Raw genomic sequence first — 18,249 nt, 5'->3', positions numbered from 1 at the left:
TTGTGCTGCCAATACTTCCTGCCACAACGACAGAAAACCGTATGCAGACAGCGGCAACAGGACATGGACATGACAAACGTGGAAAGCTCGGCCGCAGCCGCGACGTTGGCGGCACCAAACCAGCGCAGTCGCTTGCGCACGGTCGTCGTCGCCGCAACGATCGGTACGGCGCTCGAATGGTTTGATCTGGTGGTGTATGGGTTCTTCGCCGTCACGATCGCGAAGTTATTTTTCCCGTCTGCGAGCGAACTCACCTCGCTGCTCGTCGCGCTGAGCACATTCGGTGCGTCATACCTGATGCGTCCGCTTGGCGCACTGATTCTCGGGTCATACTCGGACCGCTATGGCCGCAAGCGCGGTCTTACGCTGAGCATAGCGTTGATGGCGGTCGGCACATTGCTGATTGCCGTCACGCCTTCATATGCGTCCATCGGCATCGCCGCGCCAATGATCGTCGTGGCCGGACGGCTGATTCAGGGTATCTCCGCGGGCGGCGAGTTCGGCGCCTCAACGAGCTTCCTGGTCGAACATTCGCCGCGTCACCAGCGCGGTTTTTATGCAAGCTTCCAAATGGCCGCACAAGGCGGTACGGCGGTGCTCGCATCGCTCTTCGGCACGCTGCTCTCGCACTACCTGTCGCCCGAGCAGATGCTGGATTGGGGATGGCGCGTGCCATTTTTCTTCGGCTTATTGATCATTCCGATCGCGTACGTGATCCGTCGTCATGTCGATGAAACGCCAGTCTTCTCGAAAGACGCCCGTGCGACCAGCCCGGTGCGCGTCACATTTCAGGACAACAAGGTCCGACTCGCGCTGGCAATCGGCATCTACGTGCTGGTGACGTCATCCTCGTATGTGATCGTGCTGTACATGCCGACTTTCGCAACGCGTGAGCTCGGCATCGATTCATCGCTCGCTTTCGCCGGCACGCTATTGATGGGCGCGCTGCAAATGGTCGCGTGTCCGATTGCCGGCGCGATCGCCGATCGAAAAGGACGCAAGACCACACTGCTCGTCGCGGCGGCGCTGATCGGTCTGGTGGCGGTGCCGCTTTTCGCCTGGCTGATTGCAAGCCCGACACCGTTCGCGTTCATCGTCATTTGTGCCGTGCTCGGCGTTGCGATCAGTGGCTATCAGGGTCCGATGCCCGCCGTGCTTAGTGAACTCTTCCCGAGCCGCGTGCGCACCACAGGACTCGCGCTCACGCACAACCTGGCGGTTGCGCTCTTCGGCGGCTTTGCCCCGCTGATCCTGACATGGGGTATTAGCGCGACCCATAGCCGATTGGTGCCAGCCGTGTATATCGCAGTCGCCGCGGTCATCAGCGTGATTTCCCTGCTGATTTGCCTCCGAAACTTCGGCGACCATCAACCTGCCGACTGAACCGTCGGCATCGAGTTACATCATGAGCACTTCACCGAATATTGTATTGATCGTCGCCGACAACCTGGGTTGGGGCGAACTGGGCTGCTACGGCGGCGGCGAAATGATGCGGGGCGCCGCAACGCCCCGCATCGACGCGCTCGCGGCAAGCGGCATGCGTCTTCTGAATTACAACGTCGAAAGCGACTGCGTACCGACCCGCAGCGCACTCATGACGGGCCGTCATCCGATTCGGACCGGCGCGTTCCAGTCGGTACCGCCGGGGCTGCCACAAGGACTCCAACGCAAGGAATGGACGCTCGCACAGATGGCTTCGGCTGCGGGCTACGCGACAGCGCATTACGGCAAGTGGCATCTCGGAGATATCGACGGCCGCTATCCGTCGGATCGCGGTTTCGACGAGTGGTATGGCATTCCCCGCACCACCGACGAGACACAGTTCACAAGCTCGATCGGCTTCGATCCAAGCGTTGCTGAACTGCCGTACATCATGGAAGGCAAAAAGGGGGAGCCGTCCCACAACGTCAAGATCTATGATCTGGAAACGCGCCGGACGATCGACGAGGAACTGGTCGAACGGTCTAAGGCGTTCATCGAGCGCAACGTGCGGGCAGCCAGGCCCTTTTTCCTCTATCTGCCGCTCGTACATCTGCATTTTCCGACGTTGCCTCACAAGGATTTCGAGGGCAAGACAGGCATGGGCGAATTCGCGGACTCGCTCGCAGAAATGGACTTCCGCGTGGGCCAGATCGTCGACCAGATGGATGCGCTCGGCATTGCCGACGACACGTTATTGATATTTTGCAGCGACAACGGCCCGGAGTTCCGCGCGCCCTATCGCGGCACGGCAGGCCCTTGGACGGGCACTTACCATACGGCAATGGAGGGCAGTCTGCGCGTGCCGTTCATCGCGCGCTGGCCGGGCAAGATTCCTGTGGACGTCAACAATCAAATCGTCCACGTGGTCGATCTGTTACCCACCTTCGCAGAATTGATCGGTGGCGGCATGCCCGACGACGGACGCCCCATTGACGGCGTGAGTCAGCTCGACTTTCTTCTGGGGAAGAAAATCGCTTCCAACCGGGAAGGTTTTCTCTTCTACATCAAAGACGAACTGCGTGCGGTGAAATGGCGCGACTGGAAGCTCCATTTCGTATGGGAGCCGTACGTGAACGCCGGCGCAAATAAACTCGAGTCGCCTTACCTATTCCATCTCATTCAGGATCCCAAGGAAGAGACCGATATTCTCGTGCGCAACACATGGGTGCTCGGTCCGATGCTCAAGATGGTGAGATCGTTCAAGGACAGCGTAGCGGCTTATCCGAATACCGCGCCCGGAGCCCCCGACTGATCCGTCGCCCTATCCTCCGATATTCCCCCATACGCCGACGCGTTCGCTTCCCAGTGTATTCAAGCAGTTTCGTGGAGCCCCTCGGCGACGGCGGAAATCCTTTGTACCTGAGCATCTCTCAGTTTTGTTGCGTTTTGTTGCTGAAACGCGCAATGCGGCTATGCGCTTTCAAAATCGGGCGTCGATCGATACCATGGGACCCAATTTCGATCACGACTGTCTTTTATCCGTGCCAGCAGTGTCTACTTGGGCTAAATTGCCCGTCGTTGTGTGGGTGCGACGTCAATTCGCACCGAACACCTTGCAAGTCACGTTGCTGCTTGCCGGCATCGTCGGTCTGCTGGGGGCGTTGGCTACCGTGGCGTTTCGGGAAGCCCTGTCGGGGCTGCAGTTTCTGCTCGCAGGTCACCGAAGCGGCATGGTCGAGCTGGCGCAGGACCTCAACTGGTGGCAGCGCCTGCTCCTGCCGACCGCAGGCGGCCTGATCGCCGGACTGATTCTGCAGTACGCCACGTTGTGGGTGCCCAAGAAGGGCTCCGACGACTACATGGAGGCCATTGCGATCGGCACCGGCGTGCTGAGCCTGCGCCAGACACTCGTCAAGAGCTTGTCGTCGCTTTGCTCGGTGGCCTCGGGCGCGTCGATCGGCCGGGAAGGGCCGATGGTGCAACTCGCCGCGATGTTCGCGTCGCTCGTCGGCCGCATGCTGGCGTTCCCGCCGGAGCGTCTGCGCCTGCTCGTCGCCTGCGGAGCGACCGCGGGTATCACGTCCGCCTACAACGCCCCGATCGCGGGCGCGCTGTTCATCTCCGAGATTGTCTACGGTTCGATTTCGACGGCAACGCTCGGCCCGCTGGTCGTCGCCTCCGTCATCGCGAACATCGTCATCCGGCAGTTCCTCGGCTACGCAGCGGTCTACCAGATGCCGCGCTTCGACTTCGTTTCCGGCTGGGAAGTCTTTTTCTACGTCGGCCTCGGCATTCTCGCCGGCGTGCTCGCGCCGCTCTTCCTGCGCCTGCTCGACACCGCGAAGCAGCGTTTCAGCGCGTTGCCCGTGCCGCTGTTCCTGCGTCTGACGCTCGGCGGGCTGGTGGTGGGCGTGCTGTCGCTCAAGGTGCCGCACGTCTGGGGGAACGGATACAGCGTCGTCAATTCGATCCTGCACACGCATTGGGCCTGGCAGGCGCTTGCGATGGTGCTGGTGTTCAAAGTGCTGGCGACCGCGTCGTCGGCAGGTTCCGGTGCCGTGGGCGGCGTGTTCACGCCGACGCTCTTCGTTGGCGCTGCGCTCGGCAGCCTCTACGGCATCGCGATGAACGCGCTCGCGCCCGCTGCCGCCTCGGTGGCGAGCAGCTACGCCGTGGTCGGCATGGGGGCGTTCCTTGCGGCAACGACGTATGCGCCGCTGATGTCGATTCTGATGATCTTCGAGATGACGCTGAGTTATCAGGTCGTCCTGCCGCTGATGCTGGCGTGCGTGACGGCTTATATCACGGCGCACACGTTGCGCGCGGACTCCGTGTACGCAAAGTCGCTGCGCCGCAATCAGGTCGCTGGCCGGTGGTTGTCGATGAGCGGCGAGGGCAGCGACATGCGTCTGTCGTCGCTGGCGGTGGACAACGACGCGGTGGTCAGCGTTGACGATACCCTGGAAGCGCTGGGCGAGCGCTTCATCGCAACGGGCTATCGCAACCTCGTGGTACGCGCAGACGACGGACATCTCATCGGCACGCTCGATGCCGCGAACTGGTGGCAGCGGCAGGCGACCGGCAAACCTGAACGGTGGACGGAGGCGATCACGCCGTGCAAGGCGCTCGATGGCGAGATGACGCTGGTCAGCGCACTGCGGGCGCTCGGCAAGATGCACGCCGACTGGATCCCGGTGACGGGCGCCGACGGGCAGTGGCTGGGCGTTGTGTCGCTGCCGGACCTCATCGAAATCGTGACCGAGGAACGAGGGGTCGAATGAGGCGTCGCCCAAGCGCCGCCCCCATCAAGCCGGCTGAACCGGCAACTTCGGCGGACGGCACGCCCTATTCGGCGGCGTTCGACGACGTCTATCACACTGCCGACGGTGCACTCGGTCAGGCGCGGCACGTCTTTCTGGCGGGCAACGATCTCCCCGACCGCTGGCGCAGCCGCGCGCTGTTCGTGATTATCGAGACCGGCTTCGGCCTCGGCTTGAATTTTCTCGCGACGTGGGCCGCATGGCGCGACGATCCGCAACGACCCGCGCGGTTGCACTTCGTGTCGGTGGAGAAATTTCCGTTCCGGGCAGCGGACCTTCGACGCATGCTCGAGTCCATGCTCGTGCTCCCTGGCATGACTGAACTCGCTCCGCTGGTGCAGCGCCTGTGCGATGCCTGGCCGACGCCGGTCGCGGGCTGGCACCGGCTGGAGCTGGCGCCGGGGGTGGTCCTGGATGTCGGGTTCGGCGACTTCTTCGACCTGATGCCCTCGCTGCGCGCGGGTGCGGACGCGTTCTTTCTCGATGGCTTCGCTCCCGCCAAGAACCCCGACATGTGGTCGCCCGCCGTGTTCAAGACGCTCGGTCGCCTGGCGCGCGACGGCGCAACGTTGGCCACCTATACCGCCGCCGGACAGGTCCGACGCGATCTCATTGCCGCCGGTTTCCAGACCGAGCGGCGTGCCGGATTCGGTCGCAAACGAGACATGCTCGCAAGCGTTTATGCGCCGCCCTATCGGATGCGGCGCTACGATCCACCCACCATTCCCGGACCGCGAGCGCGTGAGGCGATCGTCGTCGGTGCGGGGATGGCGGGTTCTGCGATGGTGCGCCGGCTCGTCGCGCGCGGCTGGCGCGTGCGCCTCTTCGAGCGCGCGCAGGCGCCTGGGACCGCCGCGTCGGGCAATCCGGCGGGTGTCTTCCATCCGCAACTCTCGGCAGACGACAACGTATTGTCGCGTCTGACGCGCGCCGGCTTTCTGTACGCACTCGCGCAATGGCGAACCCTGCCGGGCGGGCTGCCCGGGCGCGCCGACGGCTTGCTCCAGGTCGCCACGGACGACGCGCAAGCGCAAGCCATGCAGCAGCTCCTGACGGCCCACGAGTATCCGCAGACGTATGCGAAATGGGTCGACGCGACGCAGGCGTCGGCGCTCGCGGGCGAAACGCTGACGCACGGCGGCGTCTGGTACCCGGAAGGCGGCTGGCTGGCGCCTGCGATGCTGTGCCGCGCCGAACTGGTTGCCGCCGGGCCGTCGCTCGACGCCCGCTACGGCGTGAACGTCGAGCGGCTCGAATGTCGCGAAGGTCGCTGGGTAGCGGTCGACGAGGCGGGTCGAGTGCTGGCCGAGGCAGACGTTGCGATCGTGACGGCCGCCGACGCCTCGCAGCGGCTGCTCGCCCCCTACCTCGCGGCTGAGTTCGTGCCGGTCAAGCGGGTGCGCGGTCAATTGACCTTCCTGCCGCCCGGCACGTTGCCCAACCTGCGCGTGCCGGTCTGCGGCGATGGCTATGTGGCGCCGTCTCCGGTGGGAGGGGCCGGACCGATCACAGGTGCCACGTACGGCTTCGACGATCCTGCCGAGGAAGTGCGCGTTACCGACCATCAGGCCAATCTGCGACGTCTTGCCGTGCTACTGCCAGATCGCGCACAAGCGTTTGGCGATGCAGGACTGGCGAGTGCACATGCCGCCGCCGAGTTGGGCGGACGCACGGCGTTTCGCTCGCTGACACCCGATCGACTGCCGATGGCGGGACAATTGCCGGATCTGGCCGCGATTGATGTGAATCGGCAACGACTCTGCGGCGGACATCTGCGCGATCTGCCGCGCCTGAATGGCCTGCATGCCAGTTTCGCGTTCGGCTCCCGGGGGCTGGTCTTCGCGTCGCTGTGCGCAGAGTTGGTCGCCAGCCAGATCGAAGGCGAGCCGTGGCCGATCGGCAGCGACCTGGCGGACGCCCTCGACCCTGCCCGCTACCTGATGCAGGCATTGCGCAAGGGGAAACGGGACTGACGGCTTCCGCGTTGCCGTACCGACTCACGCCATCCGGCATACCGGGTTCGTCGCCCCCCAGTCCGTCTACGCCGTTACCCGCGCCCCCTGAACACCCGCGAAGCACGCTCGTACACCGCGCTTCTCCGAAAGCGCGGGCGAATTCAATAAATCGAATCTGACCCTATTTGGGTTGAAAGTCCCCCCGTGCGGGGGCGACGCACCTTCGGCGCTTGCCCCCGGACATTCCTGCCGAAGCCCGCCGACCCAGCGCCCTAACGCCCTAACGCCCCCCAGGCACCGCCGCGATCGTTCGGCAGGGTGTCACCACGACGATTGCGTCCGGCACCCGCCTGCAATGGGTCGACTGGCTTCGTGACGCCCGTTTGAAAGTGTCGGAAACCGAGTGTGGCAAAATGAGCCCAACCCTTCGGGTTCGTCGCGCATTTGTCTTTTATCTGCAACCCCGCGCGCGACTTTCTTTCCTTTTCACCACTTGATGCGCCGTCAAGCGGCGCAAAGCGAGCATTAATGACGTCGGAACTGTCCCTTTTTCCGGGCTGGCCGCCGGCGCCCGATCCCGTTTTCTTCGCCGGGCTGGCATTGGTTTTTGCCGGACTCGCCGGGGAGATTTGTTTCCGGAGACTGCGCCTGCCGCGCATCACCGGTTATGCGGTGGTCGGGCTGGTCGGTGGCACCCTGGGTCTTTCATCGATGCTGGACGCGCAGACGAGCGCGGCCATCCGGCTGCTGATCGACCTGGCGCTCGGCCTGCTGTTGTTCGAACTGGGCAGCCGCCTCAACCTGAAATGGATGCGGGCCAACCCCTGGATCATCGTCACCAGCGCACTGGAAGCGTTGCTCACCTTTGTGGCGGTCTATGCCGTGTTGCGAGTCTTCAGCGTGACGCCGCTGACTGCCGTACTGATCGCCTCGATCAGCATGGCGACCTCGCCGGCCGTGGTCATCCAGCTCAAGAACGAGTTGCGGGCCGAAGGTCAGGTAACGGAGCGTCTGCTGGCCCTCGCGGCGCTCAACAGCGTGTACGCGGTCGTGGCGGTGAAGCTTGTCTACGGCTGGATGCATCAGGCGTACCACTCCAGCTTCTGGGTCGTACTCTTTCACCCGTTGTACCTGCTCATCGGCTCGATCGTGCTGGCGGTCGTGCTGGCGAAGGCCTGCAACATTGTCTTCCGCAAGTTCGGCAGTCAGGATCAGCACGCGTTCGTGATCCTCATCGGCCTCATCATGCTGATGGTGGCCCTGGTGCACATGCTCAAGTTGCCCAACTCGCTCACGCTGCTCCTGGCGGGGATCATTTTCCGGAATCTGGATGAACGTCCACAGCTATGGCCTGCGTACTTCGGCACGGCCGGCTGGCTGCTCGCCGTGGTGCTCTTCGTGCTGACGTCGCTGACGTTCCAGTGGGAATACGTCCTGGTCGGCGGGCTGGCCGCTGCGGCGATCATCGTCGTGCGCGCGATCGCCAAGGTGGTGGGCACGGTGGCGGTCGCGCATCAGGCCGGTATCAGTTACAGGCAGGCGGTCGCGCTAGGGATGTCGTTGTGCCCGATGGCCAGTCTCGCGTTCGTACTCGTTGCCGACACGTACGACATCTACCCGCAGTTCGACCCGATGCTCAAGGCCGTGGTGATGTGCGCCATAGCGCTGCTGCAACTGGTTGCGCCGCTTGTGGTCTATTGGGCGTTGGCCCTTGTCGGTGAACGGAAGGATTAAGCCATGTCATTAGAAGAATTCATTCCCTCGAAGCCGTGCACGTTCGGGGTTGAGCTGGAGATGCAGATCGTCAATCGGCACGATTACGACCTGACAAAAGCGGCTGCGGACCTGATGCGGCTCGTTGCCAAGGAGACGCATCCGGGCGAGATCAAGCCGGAAATGACAGAGAGCATGATCGAGCTGTCCACGGATATCTGTCATCGCCACAGCGATGCCGTCGCGCAGCTAGGGCGGGTTCGCGACGTGTTGGTGGCCGCGAGCGAGCAGCTCAACGTCGGCCTGTGCGGCGGCGGCACACATGCCTTTCAGCGATGGAGCGAGCGCACGATCTACGACTCGCCGCGTTTTCACTTTCTCTCGGAACTGTACGGTTACCTCGCCAAGCAATTCACGGTGTTCGGTCAGCACGTTCACATCGGCTGCCCGGACCCGGACAGCGCGCTGTATCTGCTGCACGCCATGTCCCGTTATATCCCCCATTTCATTGCGCTCTCGGCCTCGTCGCCTTATGTGCAGGGGGTGGACACGGGCTTTCACTCGGCGCGCCTGAACTCGGTGTTCGCGTTCCCGCTCTCGGGCCGGGCCCCATTCGTTCTGAAGTGGGACGACTTCGAGACGTACTTCGACAAGATGGTGAAAACCGGCGTTGTCGAAAGCATGAAGGATTTCTACTGGGATATCCGTCCCAAACCCGGCTTTGGGACGATCGAGGTGCGAGTGATGGATACCCCCTTGTCGGTCAGTCGCGCGGCCGCTATCGCTTGTTATATCCAGTCTCTGGCCCGTTATCTGCTCGAGGAGCGTCCGTTTGTTCTGAGCGAGGACGATTATCTCGTCTATACGTTCAATCGCTTCGAAGCCTGCCGATTTGGCCTGGAAGGCGCTTACGTGAATCCTCAGACGGGGGAGCGCACGTCGCTCGGACAGCATGTGGCTCAAACGCTGGAGGTCATCAAGCCGCATGCCGCCGCGCTCGAGGCTGAAGTCGCGTGCGACGAGATCCGCCAGCTTGTCGCTTCGGGTAAGAACGACGCCGTCTGGTTGCGCGAGGTGCATGCCGACGCGAAGTCGCTCAATGAAATGGTTCGCCAGCAGTGCTTGCGATGGGCAGCATGACTTGAGGCCGCGTTACGCGGTCCGGTGTTGGAGTCGTTGGAATCGGCACCGCGTGCGTTTGGCAGCGCCTGTCGCGATGCGATCGGTGTGACGGAACCCCGCCTTGGCGGGGTTTTTTATTTCACGATGACTCCAACCCGACATTTCGCTGGACTGCGCTGTAGCCCGATACAGCAGGTTTATCAATAACTTACGCGCGTCCATCATATGCCGGTGCTTTCTGAAACCTGACCCGGCTTCCCCCCGCGCCGCTCCTATGTGGCTCTTGGAATCGGGTCGTTCCAAGGAGTCATCATGGCAAAGATCAAGCTCACCAAGACCGCCGTAGAGGCGGCACAACCCCAGGCCACGGCTATCGAACTGCGGGATACCGTGGTGCCCGGCTTCCTCTGTAAGATCACCCCGGCGGGCCGTCGGGTGTTCATGCTTCAGTACCGCACAAACGCTGGGGAACGCCGCAAGCCCGCCTTGGGCTTGTTCGGGGAACTGACGGTTGAACAGGCCCGCGTCATGGCGCAGGACTGGCTGGCCGAGGTTCGCCGGGGCGGCGACCCCGGCGGCGCCAAGGCCGAGGCGCGCAAAGCGCCCACGATGGCTGAGTTGTGCACGAAGTTCATGGAGGACTATTCCAAGAAGCGCAACAAGCCCAGCACGCAGGAAGGCTATCAGGGCGTCATCGACCGCTGCATCATCCCGCTGCTAGGCCGCAAGAAGGTACAGGACGTGAAGCGCCCCGACATTGCCGGGTTGATGGAAAAGCTCTCGTACAAGCCCACTGAGGCAAACAAGGCATTCGGCGTGCTGCGCAAGATGTTCAATCTGGCCGAAGTGTGGGGCTACCGCCCGGACGGCACCAACCCGTGCCGCCATGTCCCGATGTTTCCGCCGGGCAAGGAAACCCGGCTCATTGTGGACGGCGAACTGACGCTGATCTACCGCCATCTGGACAAGCTGGAGGCCGAAGGGCTGGAGAACTACGTCATCCCGCTGGCGATCCGGCTGCAATTCGAGTTTGCCGCCCGGCGCTCCGAAATCTGCCCACTCGAATGGGCTTGGCTGGACTTCGAGAACCGCCGTGTGGTCTGGCCCGACAGCAAGACCGGCGGCATGTCCAAACCCATGAGCGCGGAAGCCTATCGGCTGCTTTCGACGGCGCCGCGCCGGGAAGGCTGCCCGTATGTCCTGCCGTCGCCCAACGACCCGGACAAGCACCTGACCTTTGGCGAGCACTACGGCGGCTGGTGCCGGGCGCTCAAGGCCGCCGGCGTGCCGCACGTCGGCACGCATGGCATTCGCCACCGCTCGACCACCGACATTGCCAATTCGGGCGTGCCGACCAAGGTAGGCATGAAGCTGACGGGCCACAAGACCGTGGCGATGTTCATGCACTACGTCCACACCGAGGACAAGCCGGTGCGCGACGCGGCCGAGTTGGTGGCCAGCCGCCGCCAGGCCATTACCGGTGCGCGGCAACAGCAGCCCCAGGAGGCCACGGCATGAGCGCCCGGACACCCAAGGAAAAAGGCGCGGCCCTGCCTGCCGGCTACGCCGGCATCCACAGCGGCATTGTGGAGCTGCTTGGCGCTGCGCGCCAGGCGGCGGCACGCAGCGTCAATGCGCTGATGACGGCAAGCTATTGGGAGATTGGCCGCCGCATCGTGGAGGCCGAGCAACAGGGCAAGCGGCGCGCAGGGTACGGCGAACAGTTGATTGCCCGACTGTCCGCCGACCTCACCGCGCGCTTCGGGCGCGGGTTCAGCCCGGACAACCTGGAGAACATGCGGCGGTTCTTCGCCGCCTATCCCCGGCCGGTGATTTCCGAGGCATTGTCTCGGAAATCGGGGGACGGGCTGCCCGCCGAGAAATCCGAGACAGCGTCTCGGAAATTGGCCTTGGGCGAGCTGGCGCAGGTGTTCACGCTGCCGTGGTCGGCCTACGTGCGGCTGCTGTCGGTGAAGGATGAACACGCCCGCCGCTTCTACGAGGCCGAGGCGCTGCGCGGCGGCTGGAGCGTGCGCCAGCTTGACCGGCAGATTGGCAGCCAGTTCTACGAGCGCACGGCGCTGTCGAAGAACAAGGCGGCGATGCTGGTCAAGGGCGCGGTGCCCATGCCCGAGGATGTCGTCACCCCCAACGACACCATCAAAGACCCGTATGTGCTGGAGTTCCTCGACCTCAAGGACGAGTATTCGGAATCCGATCTTGAAACCGCCCTGATCCGGCGGCTGGAGGACTTCCTGCTGGAGCTGGGTGAAGGCTTCACCTTCATCGGTCGGCAGCGCCGGTTGCGCATCAACCAGACCTGGTATCGGGTCGATTTGCTGCTGTTCCATCGGCGCTTACGCTGCCTGGTCATCATCGACTTGAAACTGGGCAGCCTGACCCATGCGGACGTAGGCCAGATGCACATGTATTGCAACTATGCCAAGGAGCATTGGGCCTATCCCGATGAGAACCCGCCCGTGGGCCTGATCCTGTGCGCCGACAAGGGCCATGCACTGGCGCGGTATGCCTTGGAAGGTTTGGGCGTTGTTGCATAAATCCAGTTTGAGGCGAGTTACCCCCAACCCCAGCCGTGGCTATGCCACGGCTGCCGTCTGAGGACGGCCCAGCTCAGTGAATCGGTTCAGTATGGCTGCTCGAATATGCAGCTCGTTCACTTGTCGCTCAAAGGTTCGAGACATCACACGCTCGCCCAGTCGCTTGATGCAGTGCATCTTGGTTTCCACCAAACTTCGCCGGTGATAGCCAATCCAGCGCTTCCAGATACTACGCCCTAGCCGCCTGCATGCAGTAATGGCTGCATTGCGGTACTCAAAGACACTTCCCCTACGAATTCGAGCATTCTTGCGTGGAGGAATGATTGGGATAGCACCACGCCTGATGACAGCTTCGTAGGCTGGCTGTGTGTCGTATGCACCATCCCCCGTCAGACTCTCTAGCGTTTCATCCGCAGGCAACTGCTGTAGCAAATCAGGAATCACTGCAGCGTCACTGACGTTGTTCGAGGTCACACAGATGGCTCGAATCTGCAGTGTCTTGGCGTCAATGCCGATGTGCAGCTTGCGCCACTGACGGCGGCGCTCAGGGCCATGCTTTTTGCATTTCCATTCGCCTTCACCCAGGAATTTGATTCCTGTTGAATCGACTAGTAGGTGTAAGCCAACTTTACTGCGGGTATACGGAATCTGGACATTCAAATCGAGTTGCCGCCTGCACAGCGTACTGAAGTCCGGTACTGGCCAAGCAAGCCCATACAAGTGCAGTACCGACTCGACTAGCCCGGTGGTTTGCCTGAGTGCCAGGCAAAACAAGTTCTTGAGCGTTAAACAAAATTGAATAGCGGCATCAGAGAACTTCGGACTGCGTCCGCGTTTGCCGCTTGCAGCGGCAAACCAGCACATGCGCTTGTCCAGCCACACCGTCAAAGAGCCCCGAGCTTTAAGGGTTGCGCTGTACTGTTTCCAGTTGGTGGTTCGGTAGCGGGGCTTACGGGGCTGGCTCATGCAGCAAGCCTACAGCTTGCTGAGCAACGATTTGTGCAACAACGCCCCGGCAAAGCCGGGCCGCGCTGCTCCAGGTTCGCTGCCCGCTCATCCCTGCGGGACTGTCTATCGCCAGCCTTCCAAATCGCTGACGCCTCCGGCCCTTCTGGGCCTGCGCGCTGCGCTTGCCAGCATCGAATGTGTGCATTGGACGGGCCTGGCTGTTCCCTTCACCGTATCACGACGTTCTCGCCGTCAAGGGCGGCGCGCGCGGGTGCGCGCTTGCGTCCTGGTGGCCGTCTGCGACCCCTGACTGCTTGCGCTGCGCCGTGCTGGCGACGGTTCCGGGCAATTCCGCCCGAGCAACCGGAGCACGATCATGTCGCAACTGACCTTTTCCTCGTTCGACGCCTCGTTGATGGTGCGCGACGCGCAGGGCCACTACCTCTTGGCGACGGCCGAGCAGGTGCTGGAGGCCGCGCGCCAGGTCATCGAGCACAAGATGCAGCGCGGTGCCTCGTTCACTTCACCGGCGGCCGTCAAGGAGTACCTGTGTGCCAAGTTGGCGGGCTACGAGCACGAAGTCTTCGCGGTGCTGTTTCTGGATACGAAGCATCGCCTGATCGAATACGTCGAGATGTTCCACGGCACCATCGACAGTGCATCGGTGCATCCGCGCGAGGTGGTCAAGGAGGCGCTGCGGCTCAATGCGGCGGCGGTCATTGTTTCGCACAATCACCCGAGCGGAAATCCCGAACCGAGCGGCGCCGACAGGTCACTGACTCAGCGGCTCAAGGAGGCGCTGGCGCTGGTGGATGTTGTCACGCTGGATCATGTCGTCGCGGGCAACAGCGCCGCGTCATTTGCCGAACGTGGCCTGATTTGACCGAGGGGGCTTCGGCCCCCTTTTTGCTGCGTCTGGTGGCGCAACTCCGGCCCATGCGGGCCTGCGCGCTTCGCTTGCGGAAAACCGAGGAGCATGGAGGTGTGAGGGAGGCGGTCTTGCTGTTCCCTTCATCGTGCCACGGCGTGCTCGCCGTCAATGACTGCGCGCCGGAGGCGCTTGCGGCCTGGCGGCCGTCTTCGATCTTTGACTGCTTGCGCTGCGCCGTGCCCTGGAAGGGCTGGGCAATTCCGCCCGGCAACCTTTCAGGAGTTCACCATGAACAACGCACTCATCACTGACGAGCAGCGCATTGTGCTGCTGGCCAACGGCCGCGAATCCTTGGAGAACCCGGACTTCGATCCGGCACCCGTGGTCAAGCTGTTCACGCCGGACGCCGGCGCGACCTGGCTGCTGACCGAGATTGATCCTGATGACCACGACCACGCCTTCGGTCTTTGCGACCTGGGGCTGGGTGAGCCGGAAATCGGCTGGGTCAGCCTGGGTGAGCTGGCGACGGTGCGCGGCGGGTTGGGCCTGCCGATTGAGCGCGACCTGTCGTTTCGGGCCGAGAAGCGGTTGAGCGCCTATGCGCGCGATGCGCGGATGGCTGGGCGGATCGTTGTCTGATCCGGGCCTGGGGCGTCGAGGGACGCCCTTCGCATCGCGCCCATGCGGCGCGATGCCTGCGCACCTTCGGCTTGCCCTCCAGGGGAAAGCCCTGCGGGCTATCCCCGCCGCGCAGGCGTGGCGCCCCTGAACACCGCCGACCCGGCTGCGCCGGATCGGCCAGACCGCATTCGCAGCAGATTCACGATGCCTTGCGTGGACTCGTCCTGATCTTGCGTTGAAGGCTGGGCGTCCCCGGCCACCTGGGGGATGGCCGGTCGCGCTGTCGTGCTGCGCATCGAACCCCCTGCGGGGTTTCGCCCCTGTCGGGCTTCCATCGTTCCCTCGCTCCGCTCGGCTGACGCCTCGGCCCGGCTTCCAGCTTCGGGCCTGCGCGCTTCGCTTGCGTGCGGTTCAGCACACAGGGATGGCCGTTGCCTTGTCCAGCCGTCTCCCCTGACTTCATCACCTTGTCCGCGACTGTAGCCCGCGCCCGTGCGCCGTCAAGGCGCGCAGGGCCGTGTCCTCGGCTGCGCCTGCGGGCCGCACCAACCCTGCGCTTGTTTCCTTGACGGCGCCCGTTCGCGCGCTCCTGACCGTCGCGGGCGATGAACTCAGGAAAGACGGTGGCAACAGGGCCAACCGGGTTCCTCGTGCCGACCGCACCGAACAGCCGAAAGGCTGGGCTCCGAATCTAGGAATCCGGTTTGCGGTGTGAACAGCAAACCTCTTTTTGTCAGGAGAAAGACCATGCAACTCGCATCCCGTTTCGCTTCCCGTTCCCCTTCGCTGCGCAGCGACTACCCGCTGTCCGATGACCAGATTCGCAGCGTGGCCCCGTCCATCTTCGCGGACGCCCCGCATGAGAGCCGTTCCGAACGGTACAGCTACATCCCGACCGCTGCCGTCCTGACCGAGCTTCGCAAAGAAGGCTTCCAGCCTTTCATGGTGACGCAAACCCGCGTGCGCGATGAAGGCAAGCGCGAGCACACCAAACACATGCTGCGCCTGCGCCATGCCAACCAGATCAACGGCGCGGAGGCTAACGAAATCGTGCTGCTGAACTCGCATGACGGCACGAGCAGCTATCAAATGTTGGCGGGGATGTTCCGCTTCGTTTGCAGCAATGGCCTTGTCTGCGGCGACACCGTGGCGGACGTGCGCGTACCCCACAAAGGCGACGTGGCCGGTTCCGTCATCGAAGGCGCTTTCGAGGTATTGAGCGGCTTCGAGCGGGTGAAGGAATCCCGCGATGCCATGCGCGCGATCAAGCTGGACGAAGGCGAAGCCGAAGTGTTCGCCCGTTCCGCGCTGGCCCTCAAGTACGACCCCACCGACAACAAGCCCGCGCCCATCACCGAATCGCAAATCCTGATGCCGCGCCGGTTCGATGACCGCCGCCCCGACCTGTGGAGCGTGTTCAACCGCACGCAGGAGAACTTGACCAAGGGCGGATTGCATGGCCGCAGCGCCAACGGACGCCGCCAGCAGACCCGCCCGGTGCAGGGCATTGATTCCGATGTGCGCCTCAATCGCGCCCTCTGGATGCTGGCCGATGGCCTGCGCCAGTTGAAAGCCTGAACCGTCCCCCCGTCGGAGGGGCGGTTTCCCCTCCATTCCCTTGTTTCACTCGATTGGAGATACACCATGAACGCCGTTACCCAAACCGAAGCCCGCGCCGTCAATACCGCCGCAGCTATCCCGCTGGAAGCTGCCGACCCGACCAAGAACCTGATTTTGGTTCCACTGTCGCGGCTGGTGCTGCGCCCCACGGGCCGCAACGTGCGCAAGACCCCGCGCATGTCCATCCCTGAACTGGCCGCAAGCATCCAGCGCGTGGGCCTGCTGCAAAACCTCATCGTGATTGCATCTGCCGATGGCGAGCATTACGAAGTCGTGGCCGGTGGCCGTCGCCTCGCCGCGTTGAAGCTGCTGGCGAAGAAACACCGCATCGCCAAGGATTGGGAGGTGCCTTGCTTGCAGGTGGCCGATGGCACGGCCCGCACCGCCAGTCTGACCGAGAACGTGCAGCGCGAAGCCATGCACCCGGCAGACCAGTTCGAGGCTTTCGCCGCGCTGGTGGCCGAAGGCCGTCCCATCGAGGACATTGCAGCGGATTTCAGCGTCACGCCGCTGGTGGTGCAGCGCCGTTTGAAGCTCGCCAACGTGTCGCCGCGCTTGATGGCCGACTACCGAGCCGATGCCGTGAGCCTTGACCAGTTGATGGCACTTGCCATCACCGACGACCACGCCGCGCAGGAAAGCGCGTTCTACGATGCGCCGCAGTGGCAGCGCCATCCCTCGCACTTGCGCGAACGCCTCACCGAAAGGGAAATCGACGCCTACCGGCATCCGCTGGTGCGCTTCGTCGGACTGGACAGCTACGAAGCCGCAGGCGGCGGCATCCGCCGTGACCTGTTCGCGGAAGGCGATGCGGGCGTGTACCTCAACGACGCCGCGCTGCTGGAACGGCTGGCGCAAGACAAGCTGGCAGGCATTGCCGCCACTGTCCGCGCCGAGGGTTGGGCGTGGGTGGACGCCACGCCGGGCGTAACTTATGCCGACCTGCACGCCTTCCAGCGTGCGCCGAGGGAACGGCGCGAGCCAAACAAGCGCGAAGCGCAACGCATCGAAAAGCTGCAAGAGAAAATGCGGGCCATCGGTGAAGCCGTGGACGCCGCGATGGATGCCGACGACGAGGAAAAGGCCGACGCCTTGCAGGAGGAAGGTGAAGCCGTGGGCGAGCAGTTGCAGGCGCTGGAAGATGGCTTGCAGGACTACGGCGCGAATGTGAAGGCCGCAGCCGGTGCCATCGTCACCATCGACCGCAACGGCGAGGCCGTCATTCATCGCGGCCTGATGCGTGAGGCCGAGGCCAAGGCGCTGCGCACGCTTGAAAAGCTGCGCCAAGGTTTCAGCGACCCGGACGCCGAGAACGACGACGAAGGCGAGGACGACGAGCAACCCAAGAGCGTCGCCATGTCCGACCGGCTGGCGCAACGCTTGAGCGCTCACCGCACCGCCGCGCTGCAAATCGAAGTCGCACGTCATCCGCAAGCTGCGCTGGCTGCCGTGGTGCATGGCATGGTGCAGACCGTCTTGCAGGAAAGGCGCTACGGCCTCAACCGTGATTCTCTGCCGCTGGGCGTGGGCCTCAAACTGCAAGACCGGCTGGAAGGCATGGCCCCGGATTGGCCGGAATCGCCTGCCGCCGTGGCGCTGCGCAAACTGCAACAGGTGGCCGGGGAAGCCTTGCCGGAAGACAGCGCCGAACTGTTCGCCGTGCTGCTGACGAAGCCGCAAGACGAACTGGTGCGGTTGCTGGCCGTGTGCGTGGCTTCCACGGTGGACGTGGTGATGCCCCGCGCCACGGCGCAGCAACCCGGCGAGGAACTGGCGCAGGCCGTGGGCCTCGACATGGCCGCATGGTGGCAGCCGACCGCCGAGGGGTATTTCAAGCACGTTCCGAAAGCGGCAGTTCTGCAAGCCGTGGGCGAATACGCGCCCAATCAGGTTTCCCGGCTGGCGAAGTTGAAGAAGGCCGACATTGCCAGCGAGGCCGAGCGGCTGGCCGATGGCACGGGCTGGATGCCTGCCATCTTCAAGGCCGAAGGCCCGGAGCAGGACGCCCCGGAAGATGCCGAAGCAATGGCGGATGAAACCGCCGAGGCGCTGGCCGCTTGACCCGCGCCGAAGGCAAGCGCCCCGGCCTCGACCGGGGC

Annotated in this window: 13 protein-coding genes; 12 read left to right on the top strand and 1 reads right to left on the bottom strand. The window is 63.5% G+C overall.

The window, feature by feature from the left end; all coding sequences use genetic code 11:
- The first annotated feature begins 63 nt into the window (after positions 1-63).
- The 8 genes from ACE3UG_RS13175 to ACE3UG_RS13140 all read left to right on the top strand — a co-directional run bounded on the left by ACE3UG_RS13175 (position 64) and on the right by ACE3UG_RS13140 (position 12,090).
- A complete protein-coding gene (locus ACE3UG_RS13175; RefSeq protein ID WP_374624511.1) occupies positions 64-1,383 on the top strand; it encodes an MFS transporter in 1,320 nt (439 codons plus the stop codon).
- A 22-nt stretch (positions 1,384-1,405) separates the two neighbouring features.
- Positions 1,406-2,734 (top strand): arylsulfatase, encoded by a 1,329-nt coding sequence (locus ACE3UG_RS13170; RefSeq protein WP_374624509.1) that lies wholly within the window; start codon positions 1,406-1,408, stop codon positions 2,732-2,734.
- A 193-nt stretch (positions 2,735-2,927) separates the two neighbouring features.
- A complete protein-coding gene (locus ACE3UG_RS13165; protein ID WP_374624507.1) occupies positions 2,928-4,703 on the top strand; it encodes a ClcB-like voltage-gated chloride channel protein in 1,776 nt (591 codons plus the stop codon).
- On the top strand, positions 4,700-6,715 hold the full coding sequence (gene mnmC, locus ACE3UG_RS13160) for a bifunctional tRNA (5-methylaminomethyl-2-thiouridine)(34)-methyltransferase MnmD/FAD-dependent 5-carboxymethylaminomethyl-2-thiouridine(34) oxidoreductase MnmC (RefSeq protein WP_374624505.1): 2,016 nt from the start codon (positions 4,700-4,702) through the stop codon (positions 6,713-6,715). The genes ACE3UG_RS13165 and mnmC overlap by 4 nt, the downstream gene beginning before the upstream one ends.
- A gap of 510 nt (positions 6,716-7,225) precedes the next feature.
- On the top strand, positions 7,226-8,431 hold the full coding sequence (locus ACE3UG_RS13155; RefSeq protein ID WP_374624503.1) for a cation:proton antiporter: 1,206 nt from the start codon (positions 7,226-7,228) through the stop codon (positions 8,429-8,431).
- A 3-nt stretch (positions 8,432-8,434) separates the two neighbouring features.
- A complete protein-coding gene (locus tag ACE3UG_RS13150; protein ID WP_374624501.1) occupies positions 8,435-9,550 on the top strand; it encodes a YbdK family carboxylate-amine ligase in 1,116 nt (371 codons plus the stop codon).
- Between the two features lie 294 nt (positions 9,551-9,844).
- On the top strand, positions 9,845-11,050 hold the full coding sequence (locus ACE3UG_RS13145; protein WP_034201287.1) for a site-specific integrase: 1,206 nt from the start codon (positions 9,845-9,847) through the stop codon (positions 11,048-11,050).
- Entirely contained in the window at positions 11,047-12,090 is a 1,044-nt protein-coding gene (locus ACE3UG_RS13140) for a YhcG family protein (protein WP_046196821.1), read from the top strand. Before ACE3UG_RS13145 ends, ACE3UG_RS13140 begins: the two co-directional genes overlap by 4 nt.
- A 39-nt stretch (positions 12,091-12,129) precedes the next feature.
- Here the strand turns inward: ACE3UG_RS13140 and ACE3UG_RS13135 are convergent, their stop codons facing one another.
- Positions 12,130-13,056, bottom strand: a complete 927-nt coding sequence (locus ACE3UG_RS13135; protein WP_080747387.1) for an IS5 family transposase — start codon at positions 13,054-13,056, stop codon at positions 12,130-12,132.
- A gap of 358 nt (positions 13,057-13,414) precedes the next feature.
- Here ACE3UG_RS13135 and radC point away from each other — a divergent pair, with 358 nt between their 5' ends.
- The 4 genes from radC (at position 13,415) to ACE3UG_RS13115 (ending at position 18,211) form a co-directional block, all read left to right on the top strand.
- Positions 13,415-13,921, top strand: a complete 507-nt coding sequence (gene radC / locus ACE3UG_RS13130; protein WP_034201286.1) for a DNA repair protein RadC — start codon at positions 13,415-13,417, stop codon at positions 13,919-13,921.
- 276 nt (positions 13,922-14,197) lie between these two features.
- A complete protein-coding gene (locus ACE3UG_RS13125) occupies positions 14,198-14,548 on the top strand; it encodes a DUF2958 domain-containing protein (protein WP_034201285.1) in 351 nt (116 codons plus the stop codon).
- 729 nt (positions 14,549-15,277) lie between these two features.
- On the top strand, positions 15,278-16,108 hold the full coding sequence (locus ACE3UG_RS13120; protein ID WP_034201284.1) for a DUF932 domain-containing protein: 831 nt from the start codon (positions 15,278-15,280) through the stop codon (positions 16,106-16,108).
- A gap of 66 nt (positions 16,109-16,174) precedes the next feature.
- A complete protein-coding gene (locus ACE3UG_RS13115; RefSeq protein WP_034201283.1) occupies positions 16,175-18,211 on the top strand; it encodes a ParB/RepB/Spo0J family partition protein in 2,037 nt (678 codons plus the stop codon).
- The last annotated feature ends 38 nt before the right edge of the window (positions 18,212-18,249 follow it).

It is taken from the genome of Pandoraea sp. (genome assembly GCF_041919235.1).
GTDB lineage: Bacteria > Pseudomonadota > Gammaproteobacteria > Burkholderiales > Burkholderiaceae > Pandoraea.
Note: the sequence above shows the minus strand (reverse complement) of the source record. Positions and strands in the feature narration are given on the sequence as shown.